The sequence below is a fragment of the Plantactinospora sp. GCM10030261 genome, from assembly GCF_042666615.1.
Lineage (GTDB): Bacteria > Actinomycetota > Actinomycetes > Mycobacteriales > Micromonosporaceae > KBS50.
In genome coordinates, this window is sequence record NZ_JBHTDD010000001.1 from 305,770 (window position 1) to 319,285 (window position 13,516).

Below are 13,516 nucleotides of genomic sequence, written 5' to 3' on the forward strand. Positions count from 1 at the left end.
CATCCTAGGTTATAGGTCACATGGCCGATATCGGTCGACTGACCTATATAAGCGTGGTGAGTAAGCAGAGCGCCCTGATCGACCCCGCCCCCACACCGTCGCGGACCATGGCCCGGTTCGGCTGGCTGGATCTGGTGATCGTCCTCGCGGTCGGCCTCGGCCTGGCCAACGCGCCGGTGGCGAACCTGCTCGCCCGGGGGCCCGCGGCGCTCGGTGCCTCCGAGATGGTCGCCACCAGCACCGCCTGGCTTTTGATCAACGGGGTCCAGTTGCTGGTCGGCCTCGCCGTGACGTACCGCAGGTTCGGCGCCATCCGAGGCCCGCTGCTGCTGCACCGGCCACGGCTCGGGCAGCTCGGCGCGGCGGCCGGGTGGGGCCTTGGCAAGTCGGCGATCACCCTCGCCCTGCTGATCTTCCTGCCGACGGCGCTGACCGCCGACGGCGGCGGCGAGGGCGGCTACCCGGCCGGCGCCCTACTGGCCCAGTTCACCTTCGCCTTCTTCTTCGGCTCCATCGCGTCCCCGGTGTACGAGGAGGTCCTCTACCGAGGCGTCTTCTTCCAGGGCCTGTCCGCCCGGCTGCCGGCCGTCGCCGCGATCGTGCTCTCCGCCAGCGTGTTCGCGGTGATGCACCTGCCCCGCGGGTTCAACACCATCAGCGCGTTCGTGGCCGGGCTGCTCTTCGCCTGGCTGCTGCACCGGCACCGCAACCTCTGGGTCCCGATCGTCGCTCACGCGGTGAGCAACGGCACCCTGGTCGCGCTCGCCTTCGCCGCCCAGGCCGCCTGACCCAGCGGCTGGCCCGCCTGCCAACGCGGCCCGCTGGCCGCGGCGAGCACCAGCGTACGAACGGTGTCCGGTGCTGCGGGCCGACCCGCCGGTCCTGGCGAGACGGCTGGTGCTGTGCTAGGTGACCGCGCGGGTACTGCGGCAGGGACTGCAACTGCTCGGCATCCGCACCCCCGAGCGGATGTGACCTGGCCGGCGCGAGCCGGAAAACGCGGGGTCGGACGACGCAGCAGACGGCGCCGACCCCGCGTTATGAGGAGCATGACGAGCGGGGACCTACATGGACGTTGACACCCGGCGGGACTTCACCGCCTTCGTGGAGGCGCGGTCGCACGCGCTCTTCCGGACCGCCCTGGCCCTCACCGGGCACCGGCAGCAGGCCGAGGACCTGCTGCAAACGGTTCTGGCCAGGGCGTACCGGAACTGGGGCAACGTCCGCCACGGCCACCCGGAGGCCTATCTGCGTCGCGCGTTGTACCGGGAGCAGGTGAGTTGGTGGCGGCGGCCCATCCGGCGCCGGGAGGTGGTCACCGATCGGCTGCCGGACCGGGCCGGCACCGACCTCACCGACCGGGTTGACCTGAACCTGGCGCTGCGGGCGTCGCTAGACCGGCTGGCCCCGAAGCAGCGGGCGGTGCTGGTGCTGCGATACCTGGAGGGCCTGCCCGACGGGGAGATCGCCGAGATATTGAACTGCAAACCCGCGACGGTACGCAGCCAGGCCGCCCGCGCGCTCGACCGGCTCCGCGCCCACTGCCCGGACCTGGACCACCTTGTCAGTCAGGAGGCTCACCGGTGACGACCCATCTTGAACACGCCGTACGCGAAGCGCTCGACCAGCTCGCCGACGCACCGCCACCACCGGACCTGGCCCAGGCCGCGCTCCGGACGGCCGGCCGGCAACGGACCGCGCGCCGCGCGTCGGTAGGCGTGGCGGCGGTCGCCGTGGCGCTGGCCACGATTCCGCTCACCGTCAGTGCGCTCGACCCGCAGGACAGCCTGCCGGTGGGCGACACCGGCCAGGCGGCAGCCGTCAGGCCGTTCGTCGTGACCGCATACAGCGGGGTGGGCAACCCGGCGGACCCGGGGCCGGCGGACGACTACTCACTGCTGCTCGACCCGGCCACCGGCACGTACGAGAAGGTCCCGTACAACGAGGTGGTGCCGTCTCCGGACGGCAGTCAGGTGCTGGTGCACGAGGGGGACAACAGCCAGGCGCACCCGTCGCGGCGGGGGGTGCTGGACCGGGACACCGGCGTGGTCCGGTGGATGCCGGGCAGCGCCGGCTACACCTCCGGCGCGAGCTGGTCCCCCGACGGCCGGCGGATCCTGGTCACTAACCAGCCCAAGGACGGCAACGGGGCGGGCTTCCTGCTGGTCGACGCGACCACCCTCGTCGTCAAGCCGGTCGAGGTGCCCGACGTCGTCACCGAGAACACCAATGGGCTGACCTTCGTCTGGACACCCGACGGGACCGGGGTCGCCCTGACCCTCACCGCCAACGTGAGCGAGAGCGAGCCGGGCCGGGTGACCGGCATCGGCTTCTATGACCTGTCCGGCAAGGTGTTCCATACCCTCCGCGTCGACGGTGGCGCACTGCACGACAGCAACGGTTTCTCGCCCGAGGGTGACCGGATCGCGCTGGACAACCGGTTCTCCGACGAGAAGATCCAGATCGTCGACGCCACCCACGGCGTTGTCCAGCACGAGTTCTCCGTGCCGCGAAGCAACGGTGTGCTCGGGTGGTATGACAGCGCGCATCTGATCGTGAAGGACTACGGCGATCAGGCAGCCCAGAAACGGCCCAGCCTCAAGGTGGTCGACCTGACCGGCAAGGTCATCCGCACAGTGGAGTTCGCGGAGGGCGCCGACTCCGCGCAGCGGGTGCACGTCGGGTCGTCGGCCGGACTGGGGACGGCCGCCGAGAAACTGGCGTTCTGAGTCCGGGGCGACGGCGGGTGTGCTCTCACCGACCCGCCGTCGCCCGCCCCATGCCCGGACCAGCCGCCGCACCTCGTCGACGGGCACCAGCCGGGTGGGGCGTGGGCCCTTTCTCTACCGCAGGCGTTAACAGGGGGCCCTTCCTTACAGAGCCAGGCGGACGGCGGCGGTGAGGACGAGCTGGCCGAGGGCCACCGGCACCAGCACCAGCCAGCAGAGCCGCTGCAGCTGGTCCTCCCGCAGCCTCGGGTAGGTCACCCGCAGCCAGATCACCACGAACGCCACCGCGAACACCTTGACCAGGGTCCACAGCCAGCCGAGCTGCTCGTCGGCGAACGGTCCCCGCCAACCGCCGAGGAACAGCACGGTGGTCAGCGCCGCGATGACGACGATGCCGACGTACTCGGCAAGCAGGAAGAAGGCGAACCGGAGGCCGGTGTACTCCGTCATGTAGCCGACCACCAGCTCCGAATCGGCGATCGGCATGTCGAACGGCGGCCGGCGGATCTCGGCGAGCCCGGCCACGAAGAAGACCACCATGGCGGGCGCCTGCCACAACAACCACCACGGCTCCCAGGCGTCGACGATGCCGGGCAGGCTCAGCGTGCCGGCCGCCATCGCCACGCTGGCCGCGGCCAGCACCAGCGGTAATTCGTAGCCGAGTAACTGAGCGGCGCCACGCAGCCCGCCGAGCAGGCTGTACTTGTTGGCCGACGCCCACGCTGACATCAGTAGCGAGATCACCCCGACGCCGACGACGGCGAGCGCGAAGAACAACCCGACGTCCAGCGGCTGGGCCACCAGGTCGCCGGGCCCGAGGGGGATGACCAGCAGCACCAGCAGGTACGGCAGGAGGGCGACCGCCGGGGCGAGCCGGAAGACGGGCCGGTCCGCGCCGCGCGGCGCCACGTCCTCCTTCTGGACGAACTTGACACCATCGGCGATGAGCTGCGCCCAACCGTGGAAGGCGCCCGCGTACATCGGACCGAGCCTGCCCTGCATGTGCGCCATCACCTTGTGCTCGGCCTGGCCCACCAGCAGCGGCAGGGTGAGGAAGGCGGCCAGCACGCAGACGACCCGGACCACGAGTTCCAACCAGGCAGGCATCAGGGGCGCTCCACGCCGTCGGCGGGCGGTGCGACGGGCGGCTCCGGCTGGTCCGACACGGACGCCGCCGGACGGCGTTCCGGCGGCTCCGGCTGGTCCGACACGGACGCCGCCGGTGCCGGCCGGTCGGGACGGTCCGCACGCGGCGGACGGGCCGGGCGATCGGCGCGTGGTTGCCGGGCGGGGCGGGCCGACCGGCCAGCCGGGGCCGCGCCCGGGATGGTGCCCGGCGGGGCGTCCGGACCCCACTCACCCGGTGCCGGTACGCCCGGCGGTCGCATCGGCTGGCGCCGCGCCCCACCGGCCTCCGACTCACCCGGTTCCTTCGCGCCCGGCCACGGTTTGGCCACCCGGGAGGCCAGCACGAACTCCTTGCGCAGCGGATGGCCCTCGAACTCCGGCGGCAACAGCAGTGGGGACAGCTCACCCCGACCGGTGAACCGGACGCCGAACATCTCGTGGGTCTCCCGTTCGTGCCAGTCCGCGCCCGGATACACCTCGACCACCGACGGCAACTCCGGCGCGTCGCGCGGCACCCGGGTCCGCACCAGCAACCCGTGCCGGTGCCGGGTCGACCACAGGTGCGCCACCACGTCGAAGCCGTCGTTCAGCTCGTCGACGGCCGACAACCAGTCGAAGTAGTCACAGGACAGCTCGGTGTCCTCGCGGGCCGCCCGGAGCGCCGCGGACCAGGCACCGACCGGCACGTCCACCGTGGCCCGCGCGTACGCCTGGCCGCCGCCCGAGACGCCGGCCCGGACCGGTGTGTCCTCCGCCGCCGACTCCCCGAGCAGCGCGGTGAGCCGTTCGCCGACCTCCTCCGGTGTCATGCAACCGATCCTATGGCCCGCAGGCGCCGATTCCGACCGGCAGGAAGGGTGCGAAGAGTTCCGCCACCCCCGACTGGCTAATTGGTACGTGGCGGGCGTGAAGGGCCGACCGGTGGGAAAGGTTGGCCCATGCGCGCGATAACCGTTTCCCCCGGCTCCGCCGGTTCGCTGCGGCTGGCCGATCTCCCGGACCCACCGCCGCACGAGGGCTCGGTGCTCGTCGAGGCGCTCGCCGTCGGCATCTGCGGCACCGACCAGGAGATCATCGACGGCCAGTACGGCGAGGCGCCGCCCGACTCGGACTCGCTGGTCATCGGTCACGAATCACTCGGTCGGGTGATCGAGGACGCGACCGGCACGCTGCATCCGGGCGATCTGGTGGCCGGCATCGTCCGGCATCCCGATCCGGTGCCCTGCCCGAACTGCGCCGCCGGCGAGTGGGACATGTGCCGCAACGGCCGGTACACCGAGCACGGCATCAAGGGGTTGCCCGGCTTTGCCCGGGACCGCTGGCGCATCGAACCGGCGTACGCCGTCCCGCTGGACCCCACCCTCGCCGAGGTGGGTGTGCTGCTGGAACCCGCGAGCGTGGTCGCCAAGGCCTGGGACCACATTGATCGCGTCGGCACCCGGGCCACCTGGGAGCCGCGAACCGTGCTGGTCACCGGCGCCGGCCCGATCGGCCTGCTGGCCGCCCTGCTCGCGGCGCAACGCGGGCTCGACGTGCACGTCCTGGACCGGGTCACCGACGGCCCGAAGCCCGGACTGGTCGCCGCGCTCGGGGCGACGTACCACAGCGTGCCGGTCACCGAGGTCGGCCTGGAACCCGACGTGGTGGTCGAGTGCACCGGCGCGCCGAGCGTCGTGCTTGACGCCATGTGCAAGGCTGGCCCGAACGGCATCGTGTGCCTCACCGGGGTGTCCAGCGGCGGCCGGACCATCGACTTCGACGCCGGGGCCCTCAACCGGGACATGGTGCTGGAGAACAACGTGGTGATCGGATCGGTGAACGCCAACCGCCGGCACTGGGGACAGGCCGCCGAGGCGCTGGCCACCGCCGACCACGACTGGCTGGGCTCGTTGATCACGCGTCGGGTCCCGGTCGCGGACTATGCCTCCGCGTACGCCCACTCCGCCTCGGACATCAAGGTGGTGCTCGACTTCCAGCGCTGACCCGCCCGCCCGCGGCAGCGCTCGTAGCCCTGATCGCCTTCCGCGACGAGCTGTGCGCCGGCTGCGGACCGGCCCGGGGCGAGGGCCCGCCGTCAGCTCGCGGGCGGGCGCACCGGCGGCGCCGCCAGCGAGCCGACCGACCGGACCGGCGGATCGGTCGACGGCGGCGCGGCGACCGCGGCGGGCGACGCGAGGGGGTCGGGCCGGGACACCCCGCCCAGCCCCGATCCCTCTGCGGCGATCTTGTCCTGGAGCCGGAGGATGCCATGCAGCAGCGCCTCCGGCCGGGGCGGGCAGCCCGGCACGTAGACGTCCACCGGGATGATCTGGTCGACACCCTTTGTCACCGAGTACGAGTCCCAGTACGGCCCGCCGCAGTTGGAGCAGGCACCGAACGAGATGACGTACTTCGGCTCGGGCATCTGGTCGTACAACCGCTTGATCGCCGGCGCCATCTTGTCGGTGACGGTGCCCGAGACGACCATGAGGTCGGCCTGGCGCGGACCGTGCGCGAACGGGATCACGCCGAGCCGGATGAAGTCGTGCCGGCCCATGCTGGTGGCGATGAACTCGATGGCGCAGCAGGCCAGCCCGAAGTTGAAGACCCACAGCGAGTATCGCCGGCCCCAGTTGAGCACGAACCGGATCGGCTCGCCGAGCACCTGCGGCAACTGCACGCCGACTCCCTTCGGTACCTCCGGAACCGACCCTAGCCCACCGGACAACTACCCGACACCGCGCAACGGACGCGCCGGCCGAAACGTGTTACCGCCGTCCGACCACCGGGCTGAACCATCGACGGGGAGGGATGCATGACCTTGATGGCAGACCGCGGCCCAGCCGACTCACCCCCGAGCCAGGTTGCGCCGACGCCGTCGGACGAGCCCCCGGCCCAGCCCGGGATCTCATTCGACGAGTTCTACCACGCGAGCTTCCGAGGACTGGTGGTGCAGCTGACCGCGTACACAGGCGATCTCGGCCAGGCCCAGGATCTGGTGCAGGAGGCGTTCTGCCGCGCGTTCGTCCGCTGGTCGGTGGTGGTGACGCTCGACGACCCGGTCGCGTGGGTACGACGGGTGGCCTGGAATCTGGCCGCCAGCCGCTGGCGCCGGCTGCGCACCGCGCGGAACTACCTGCTGCGGCAACGTGAAGAACATACGCCCGGTCCTGGCCCGGACCGGGTGGCGCTGGTCGCCGCCCTCGCCACCCTGCCTGCCCGGCAGCGCCGAGTTGTCGTCCTCCATCACCTCGCCGACATGTCGATCGCGGAGATCGCCCGTCAGGAGGGCGTAGCCGAGGGAACCGTCAAGTCGTGGCTACACCGCGCTCGCACCACGCTCGCCACCCGCCTGACCGATCAGACTGAGGAGCGCGACCGTGGCTGAGCCAACCGTCGATCTCGACGCCGAGTTCGCGGCCTTCCGGGCAGCGACGCTGCCGCACATCACCCCCGCCGGTCCGGACGCCGTCCGTCGCCGGATGCGCAAACGGCGGCGGGCCATCGTCACCACCATCGTCGCGGCGATGACGACCCTGGTCGTCGGTCCGGTCGCCGGGTACGCCACCCTCGATCGTGCACCTCGTCCGCCGGACCCGGTCGTGGTGGTCACGCCGTCGGGGCAACCGGACCCGTCCGTGAGCCCGCACGCCAGCGCGTCACCGTCAGCCGCCGCCACCTCGCCCGCGGCACCGGACGGCCGGATCAGCCGGACCGACCTGCTCCGGACAAGACTGGACCTGCCGCCCTGGGCCGCCAAAGCCGGGACCCTGTGCGACCGGTCCGACGTCCGGCTCGTCGAGAAAGCCACCGGCCAGGCGGGCCAGCTTCCGCTGACCGCGCACCGGTACGCGGACGTGGACGGCGACGGGGCCGAGGAAACCGTCACCACCATCGACTGCCTGGATACGCTCAACGGGACGTACCAGCAGGTCGTGGTCTTCGACCGGGACACCAGGGGCCGGATCGTGACGCTCGGCCAGGTGGTCCGCACCGACACCACCCGGCAAGCCGAAAGCCACCAGATCGCCCGGATCGCGGACCTCGGTTCCGGCTCCTCCGGCGCCGTCCGGGTGCGGATCGGCGACCTCTGGCCCTTCGACGACGAGTTGGACGAGTGGGTCCAGTGGCAGTGGCGGACGTACCGGTGGACAGGTCGGCAGTTCGCGCAGGTCGCCGGTCCCACCGCCTTCGGCCCCAACCCGCTGTTCAACGATCTTGTCGTCACCGGTGCCACCGACATCGTCCTCACCGCCCGGGATCCGCAGACCCGCGCGGGAAGCACCACGGTGACCGTTCGGAACGCCGGCCGGACCGACGCGCGGAACGCCACCGTCACCCTGCTCGTTCCGGTGGGCTTCGGCCCGGACGGTGCCGGCTGGCCGAACTGCGCCGGTCAGCCGACGGTCGTCGAGGAGGCCACATATTCGATGCTGTCGTGCGGACTCGGCGCCTTGGCGGCCGGCGAGTCACACACCGTGACCCTCGGCGTGGTCGGCCCCGCCGACGATCCTGCCCCCGGCACCGGGAGCGCCACAGTGCACGACATGTACAGTCCACTGCACAGCGTGCCCGACCCTCGGCAGGAGAACAACCGCCGACGTTTCGAAATCCGCTGACCGGCCGCGGCGCCGGGTGATCTCCGGGCGGCAATGGGCAACCCGGTGGCGGGTGCCGATGCCCCCCGACCGGCACGTCATGCCGGCCGCTACAGGTCGCGCAGGCAGGACCACTGGGCGCCAACCGGTCGATAGCCGAGCCGGTCGTTTACCGCCAGCATCGGGGCGTTCGCCTCGTCATTCGAGGTGTACGCCATGGTGACGCCCCGCCCCGCGGCGCGGTGCAGCGCCGCCCGCTTCACCAGCGCGGCCAGCCCGCGACCCCGATACGCGGGGACCGTCGCCGTCATGTCCGACCACATCCGGTCGCCGTCCCGGCGGACGATCGTGAACGCGGCAACCACCCCGTCGACCGTGGCCACCACGCTTCCCGCCAGATCGGTGTCCGGCTCGTCCCAGACGTCGGCCCGCCAGTGGTCGAAACCGATCGCGTCCACCGGTTCGTCGCCCGGCTCATCCGAGGCCGCCGCCACGTAGGCCGGGAAGAACTCCGCCGGCGACCAGTCGGTCAACGGCCGCAGCCGTACCCCGTCGGGCGGTCGCGGCGCGGGCGGGGCCGGGCTTAACGGCAGGCCGGAGTAGCGCACCTCGCGGCTCGGCGTGAACCCGTGCCGGCGGGCGAAGTCGAGCGAATCGGGTTGCGCGAACGCCCGGACTCGGCGGACGCCGAGGGTGCGCAGGTGTGCGAGGGCCGCGTAGAGCAGCGCGGTGCCGGCCCCCCGGCGACGGTGCGCCCGGCGCACACACAGCATGATGTCACCGAGGTCGCCGGTGGAACTGGTGGCGTTGCGGCGTGCGGCGGCTGCGCCGACGATCAGCCAACCGTCCAGTTCGGCGACGTGGACGACCTCGTCCTCCCCTGGTATCGGCTCGGCCAGCATCCGCCGGGTGGACTCCGCCCCGCGGACCAGGTACGGATAGACCGACGATCGCAACGCCACCAGGGCCTCGGCGTCCGCCGCCCCGGCCACCCGAATGATCATGTTCGTCCTCCCCGTAATGATCAGGGTCCTATCATGACCGCGACGGCAACCCGGGAAGAAGGGGATATCGTGCCCAGGACCCTGCGGGTCACCGCCCGAAACGCGTCCTTCCAGCAGTGGCAGGCGCTGCTGGGCAACCGCACCAAGCGGCAGCGGGCCGGCGAGTTCCTGGTGCAGGGGGTTCGACCGGTGACCATGGCGGTCGAGCACGGCTGGGAGATCTCCACCTTGCTGTACGCCGAGCACCGCCCGCCGTCCCGCTGGGCCCGCGAGATCCTTGACCGGGTGCCGGCCACTCGGGTCGCCATGGCCGCCGACCTGCTCGCCGAGCTGGGCGAGAAGGCCGACGAGACGCCCGAACTGCTGGCCGTCGCCAGACTGCCGGCGGACCGGCTGGACCGGCTGCCCGTCGGGCCGGACATGCTCGTCGTGGTCTTCGACCGGCCGACCACACCTGGCAACATCGGCACGCTGATCCGCTCCGCCGACGCGTTCGGGGCCGGCGGCGTGGTCATCACCGGGCACGCCGCCGACCCTTACGATCCGAAGGCGGTGCGGGCCAGCACCGGCTCGCTGTTCGCCGTGCCCACGGTCCGGGTGGGCAGCCACCGTGAGGTGCTCGACTGGGTGGCCGCGCCGCGCGAGGACGGCATCGTCCCGCAACTCGTCGGCACCGACGAGCACGGTGACCGGGACGTGGCCGAGCACGACCTGACCGGCCCGACGGTGCTGCTTATCGGCAACGAGACGCACGGGTTGAGCGCCGCCTGGCGGGCCGCCTGCGACCGGATGGTCCGCATCCCGATCACCGGTACGGCGAGTTCACTGAACGCCGCGACGGCCGCCACTGTCATGCTCTACGAGGCGGTCACCCAGCGCCGCCGCGCGGCGGTGCGGGGCCGATAGCCCGCGCGGGGCGCCGCAGCGGGACTCCAGCGCCGGGGCGGCGGCCAGCAGTTCCCGGCGCTCGCGCACGTCGATTCGGTGCCGCCGGAGGCGTCGGACCGGCTGTCTTTGCGCTGCTGCAGCGGACGCAACACCGGCTGTCCGATTATCGGACGTTGGGTGTTGCGTCGACTACAGCAGCGCAAAGGGCCGCGCTCGGGACCCGACGCCGCCACGCGGGACGCCGGCCGCGGCTACCAGGTGGGGCGTTGCAGCAGGGCGACGAACTCGATCAGCAACCGCTCCCGTAGGGCCGGTGGCGCGGCGTCGAGCAGGGTGTTCACCACCGCCATCCGGGCCGGTACGCCGGCACCGACATCATCCCCCGCCGGCACACCGGCACCAGCACCAGCAATCGCCGGTCCGTCCGGAGCGGTCAGCCCGAGCGTGCCGGCAAGCCCCGCCACCAGCTCCGGCGTCAGTGCCTCCGGGGTCAGGCTCGCCGCCATTGCGCGTACCTCGTCGGGAAGCTGGACCGGCCCGGCGGCCCGCGCGGCGGCGACCGCCTCGCGCAGCGCGGCGCCGAACCCCGCCACCCGGGGCGCGATGCCGGCGGTCACCGTCAGGTGGATGTTCGGCGGCAGGTCGGCGTAGCGAAGCTGCGGCTGGGTGTGCCAGCCGCGGGCGGTCAGCTCGTCGGCCAGCACGAAGACGTCAAGCGCCGGCCCGGCGGCGTCCAGCGCCGGCCCGGCGTCCGTCACCGGTTCGGCAGCGGTGAAGCAGACCACCGTCGACTCCGGTTCGGCGACCAGCCGCAGCCCGGGGACTCCGGTCACGATGCCGGCCAGGTCACGCACCGCGCCCAGGGTCCGCCGGGCCAGCTCCAGGTAACCGGCCTCGCCAAGGTGCCGCAAGGTTGCGTACGCGGCGGCGATCGGCCCGCCCGACCGGGTCGACTGCACCGTCGGGTTGATCATCGTGTAGCCGGGCCAGTCGGCGTACGCGAAGTACTGCGGGGCGCGCAGCGCGGCGTCCCGGTGCAGCAGCACCGACACGCCCTTCGGGCAGTAGGCGTACTTGTGCAGGTCCACCGAGATCGACGTGACCCCGGGTACCGCGAAGTCGAACGGCGGCACCGCCACCCCCAGCCGGCGCAGCCACGGCAGGGTCCAGCCGCCGAAACAGGCGTCCACGTGGCAGCGCACCCCGGCCGCCGCTGCCGCCGCCGCGATCTCCGCGACCGGGTCGATGACACCGTGCGCGTACGACGGCGCCGAGCAGGCCACCAGCACCGTGTCCGGCCCGATCGCCGCGGCCACCTCACCCGGCGCCGGACGCAGGGTTTCCGTCGACACGGGTACGGTGTCCAGCGCCACCCCGAAGTAGTGTGCCGCCTTGGCGAACGCCGCGTGCGCCGTCACCGGCACCACCAGCCGGGGCGCGGTCACCTCCGGACGGGCGTCCCGGGCCGTCTTCACGGCCAGCAGGATCGACTCCGTGCCGCCGCTGGTGATCGTGCCGACCGCCTCCGGGGTAGCGCTTCCCGGTCCGGCGCCGAGCAGCCGGGCAGCCGCGCCGACAAGCGCGTTCTCCATCGCCAGCAGGGACGGGAAGGCGGTCGGATCCAGCCCGTTCACGTGCGCCGACAGGGCGTACGCCGAGCTGGCCAGCTCGTCCAGGCCGGGCACCGCCGACTCGAAGACGTACGCGAACAGCCGGCCGCCGTGGGTGGGCAGGTCACCAGCCCGCAGCGCGCCGATCTCGGCGAGCACCCGGTCCGCCGGCACCCCCACGGCCGGCAGCGCACCTAGCTGTGTCATCTCGCCCCTCTCAGACCTGTTCGCGGTAGTTCCGCATGAGCAGTAGCGCGCCGCCTACCAGCAACGCCGGCAGCACCGTGAAGCCGAGCAGCACGCCCAGCCGCGCGGAGTCGGGCTGGGCGGCCCCGCCGGTGATCGACGGGACGTAGCCGGAAACCTGTAACACCAGCCCGTAGATGCCCGGGCCGAGGGCCAGGCCGAACGTTTCTCCCGCCGTCCACAGGCCGGTGAACACACCCGCCTGCCGCCGCCCGGTGCGTCTGGTGTCGTACGCGATGCAGTCCGGCAGCATGGCCAGCCCGAAAACCTGCTGGCCGGCGTACCCGCAGCCGATGAGGGCAACCAGCAGGTAGACCGCGACGGCCGGCAGGGCCGGCGCCGCGACCAGGCCGAGCGCCCCCACCGCGAACAGCGCCGACGCGACGGTGAACGCGCGCGGCTTGCCCAGCCGGCCGCCGAGCCGGCTCCACACCGGCATCACCAGCAGCGCCGGCGCCACGAAGCAGGCGAACAGCAGGGTGGGGCCGGTCTCCGGATCGCGCAGCACGTGCCGGGCGAAGTAGGTCACCCCCGCCAGCACGGTGGCGATCCCGGCGGCCTGGATCACGAAGCAGATCAGCAGCGCCCGGAACGGTCGGTTGCCGGCGGCGACCGCCAGTTGGGCGCGCAGGCTCGGCTCGCTCTGCTGGATGGCACCGGTGGGGGCGTTCGCGGTGCCGAGGAACGTGCCGAGCACGCCCACCACGATCAGCGCCGCCACGAACAGTCCCATCCACCGGTGACCCGGCAGCCCGCCGCCGCCACCCGTCACCACCAGCGGCGCCACCGCACCGGAGATCAGGATGGCCACCGCCAGCACGGCGATCCGCCAGGTCATCAGCCGGGTACGTTCGGCGTAGTCGTCGGTCAACTCGGCGGGCATCGCCACGTACGGCACCTGGAAGAAGGCGAACGCGGTGGCCGCGGCGAGGAACGTCAGCGCCACCCAGCCGCCGGCGCCCGCCCCGGTGCCGGCCGGGCCGGCGAAGATGGCGGCGAACAGCACCGCCAACGCCAGCCCGCCCACCAGCACGTACGGGCGGCGGGCGCCCCAGCGCGACCGGGTGCGGTCGGAGATCCGGCCGGCCACCGGATTGACAAGCACGTCCCAGCCCTTCGGCAACAACACCAGCAGCGCGGCGACGCCGGCCGCTACGCCCAGCGTGTCGGTGAGGTACGGCAGCAGCAGCAACCCCGGCACGGTGCCGAACGCGCCGGTGACGAGGGAACCCGCCGCGTACCCGGTAACCACTGTGCGGGGCAGGCCGGCGGCCCGGGCCGGGGATGCGGTCATGAAGCCGAAGATTAATCGCGTTCTGCTCCCGGTGACCAGG

The 13,516-nt window shown here is 72.4% G+C and carries 13 protein-coding genes and 1 pseudogene; 8 read left to right on the top strand and 6 right to left on the bottom strand.

Features of this window, described 5'->3' with window-relative positions; translation table 11 throughout:
- Positions 1 to 20: 20 nt before the first annotated feature.
- The 4 genes and pseudogenes from ACFQUZ_RS01520 (at position 21) to ACFQUZ_RS01535 (ending at position 2,729) form a co-directional block, all read left to right on the top strand.
- Entirely contained in the window at positions 21 to 788 is a 768-nt protein-coding gene (locus ACFQUZ_RS01520; RefSeq protein ID WP_377436933.1) for a CPBP family intramembrane glutamic endopeptidase, read from the top strand.
- Positions 789 to 843: 55 nt separating this feature from the next.
- Positions 844 to 975: pseudogene (locus ACFQUZ_RS01525) on the top strand (DALR anticodon-binding domain-containing protein); the annotation flags it as partial.
- A gap of 93 nt (positions 976 to 1,068) precedes the next feature.
- Positions 1,069 to 1,587, top strand: coding sequence for a SigE family RNA polymerase sigma factor (locus ACFQUZ_RS01530; protein WP_377436934.1), 519 nt, complete (start codon positions 1,069 to 1,071; stop codon positions 1,585 to 1,587).
- A complete protein-coding gene (locus tag ACFQUZ_RS01535) occupies positions 1,584 to 2,729 on the top strand; it encodes a hypothetical protein (RefSeq protein ID WP_377436935.1) in 1,146 nt (381 codons plus the stop codon). The genes ACFQUZ_RS01530 and ACFQUZ_RS01535 overlap by 4 nt, the downstream gene beginning before the upstream one ends.
- A 144-nt stretch (positions 2,730 to 2,873) precedes the next feature.
- Here ACFQUZ_RS01535 and ACFQUZ_RS01540 read toward each other — a convergent pair whose 3' ends face one another.
- Together ACFQUZ_RS01540 and ACFQUZ_RS01545 are read right to left on the bottom strand one after the other, a co-directional pair.
- Positions 2,874 to 3,836 (bottom strand): NADH-quinone oxidoreductase subunit H, encoded by a 963-nt coding sequence (locus ACFQUZ_RS01540; RefSeq protein ID WP_377436936.1) that lies wholly within the window; start codon positions 3,834 to 3,836, stop codon positions 2,874 to 2,876.
- Positions 3,836 to 4,666 (bottom strand): NADH-quinone oxidoreductase subunit C, encoded by an 831-nt coding sequence (locus ACFQUZ_RS01545; RefSeq protein ID WP_377436937.1) that lies wholly within the window; start codon positions 4,664 to 4,666, stop codon positions 3,836 to 3,838. Before ACFQUZ_RS01545 ends, ACFQUZ_RS01540 begins: the two co-directional genes overlap by 1 nt.
- A 129-nt stretch (positions 4,667 to 4,795) precedes the next feature.
- Between ACFQUZ_RS01545 and ACFQUZ_RS01550 the strand changes: the two genes are divergently transcribed.
- Positions 4,796 to 5,839: a glucose 1-dehydrogenase gene (locus ACFQUZ_RS01550; protein WP_377436938.1), complete on the top strand. Its 1,044-nt coding sequence runs from the start codon at positions 4,796 to 4,798 to the stop codon at positions 5,837 to 5,839.
- Between the two features lie 92 nt (positions 5,840 to 5,931).
- On the opposite strand, the gene ACFQUZ_RS01555 is transcribed toward ACFQUZ_RS01550, so the two are convergent.
- Entirely contained in the window at positions 5,932 to 6,516 is a 585-nt protein-coding gene (locus tag ACFQUZ_RS01555; protein ID WP_377436939.1) for an NADH-quinone oxidoreductase subunit B, read from the bottom strand.
- 144 nt (positions 6,517 to 6,660) lie between these two features.
- Between ACFQUZ_RS01555 and ACFQUZ_RS01560 the strand changes: the two genes are divergently transcribed.
- Together ACFQUZ_RS01560 and ACFQUZ_RS01565 are read left to right on the top strand one after the other, a co-directional pair.
- A complete protein-coding gene (locus tag ACFQUZ_RS01560; protein WP_377437477.1) occupies positions 6,661 to 7,224 on the top strand; it encodes a SigE family RNA polymerase sigma factor in 564 nt (187 codons plus the stop codon).
- The gene (locus tag ACFQUZ_RS01565) at positions 7,217 to 8,455 is read left to right on the top strand and encodes a hypothetical protein (protein WP_377436940.1); all 1,239 of its coding nucleotides are present in this window, start codon (positions 7,217 to 7,219) and stop codon (positions 8,453 to 8,455) included. Before ACFQUZ_RS01560 ends, ACFQUZ_RS01565 begins: the two co-directional genes overlap by 8 nt.
- A gap of 89 nt (positions 8,456 to 8,544) precedes the next feature.
- Here ACFQUZ_RS01565 and ACFQUZ_RS01570 read toward each other — a convergent pair whose 3' ends face one another.
- Entirely contained in the window at positions 8,545 to 9,438 is an 894-nt protein-coding gene (locus ACFQUZ_RS01570; protein ID WP_377436941.1) for a GNAT family N-acetyltransferase, read from the bottom strand.
- A 69-nt stretch (positions 9,439 to 9,507) separates the two neighbouring features.
- Here ACFQUZ_RS01570 and ACFQUZ_RS01575 point away from each other — a divergent pair, with 69 nt between their 5' ends.
- Entirely contained in the window at positions 9,508 to 10,344 is an 837-nt protein-coding gene (locus ACFQUZ_RS01575; protein ID WP_377437478.1) for an RNA methyltransferase, read from the top strand.
- 233 nt (positions 10,345 to 10,577) lie between these two features.
- On the opposite strand, the gene ACFQUZ_RS01580 is transcribed toward ACFQUZ_RS01575, so the two are convergent.
- Together ACFQUZ_RS01580 and ACFQUZ_RS01585 are read right to left on the bottom strand one after the other, a co-directional pair.
- The gene (locus ACFQUZ_RS01580) at positions 10,578 to 12,143 is read right to left on the bottom strand and encodes a pyridoxal phosphate-dependent decarboxylase family protein (RefSeq protein ID WP_377436943.1); all 1,566 of its coding nucleotides are present in this window, start codon (positions 12,141 to 12,143) and stop codon (positions 10,578 to 10,580) included.
- A gap of 10 nt (positions 12,144 to 12,153) precedes the next feature.
- Complete coding sequence (locus ACFQUZ_RS01585) at positions 12,154 to 13,476, bottom strand: MFS transporter (RefSeq protein WP_377436944.1); 1,323 nt, start codon at positions 13,474 to 13,476, stop codon at positions 12,154 to 12,156.
- Positions 13,477 to 13,516 lie beyond the last annotated feature (40 nt).

Bases quoted from the DNA above. Each gene is read 5' to 3' on its own strand.
- ACFQUZ_RS01520 (WP_377436933.1), top strand. From the start codon at position 21: ATGGCCGATATCGGTCGACTGACCTATATAAGCGTGGTGAGTAAGCAG.
- ACFQUZ_RS01530 (WP_377436934.1), top strand. From the start codon at position 1,069: ATGGACGTTGACACCCGGCGGGACTTCACCGCCTTCGTGGAGGCGCGG.
- ACFQUZ_RS01540 (WP_377436936.1), bottom strand. From the start codon at position 3,836: ATGCCTGCCTGGTTGGAACTCGTGGTCCGGGTCGTCTGCGTGCTGGCC.
- ACFQUZ_RS01545 (WP_377436937.1), bottom strand. From the start codon at position 4,666: ATGACACCGGAGGAGGTCGGCGAACGGCTCACCGCGCTGCTCGGGGAG.
- ACFQUZ_RS01550 (WP_377436938.1), top strand. From the start codon at position 4,796: ATGCGCGCGATAACCGTTTCCCCCGGCTCCGCCGGTTCGCTGCGGCTG.
- ACFQUZ_RS01560 (WP_377437477.1), top strand. From the start codon at position 6,661: ATGGCAGACCGCGGCCCAGCCGACTCACCCCCGAGCCAGGTTGCGCCG.
- ACFQUZ_RS01570 (WP_377436941.1), bottom strand. From the start codon at position 9,438: ATGATCATTCGGGTGGCCGGGGCGGCGGACGCCGAGGCCCTGGTGGCG.
- ACFQUZ_RS01580 (WP_377436943.1), bottom strand. From the start codon at position 12,143: ATGACACAGCTAGGTGCGCTGCCGGCCGTGGGGGTGCCGGCGGACCGG.
- ACFQUZ_RS01585 (WP_377436944.1), bottom strand. From the start codon at position 13,476: ATGACCGCATCCCCGGCCCGGGCCGCCGGCCTGCCCCGCACAGTGGTT.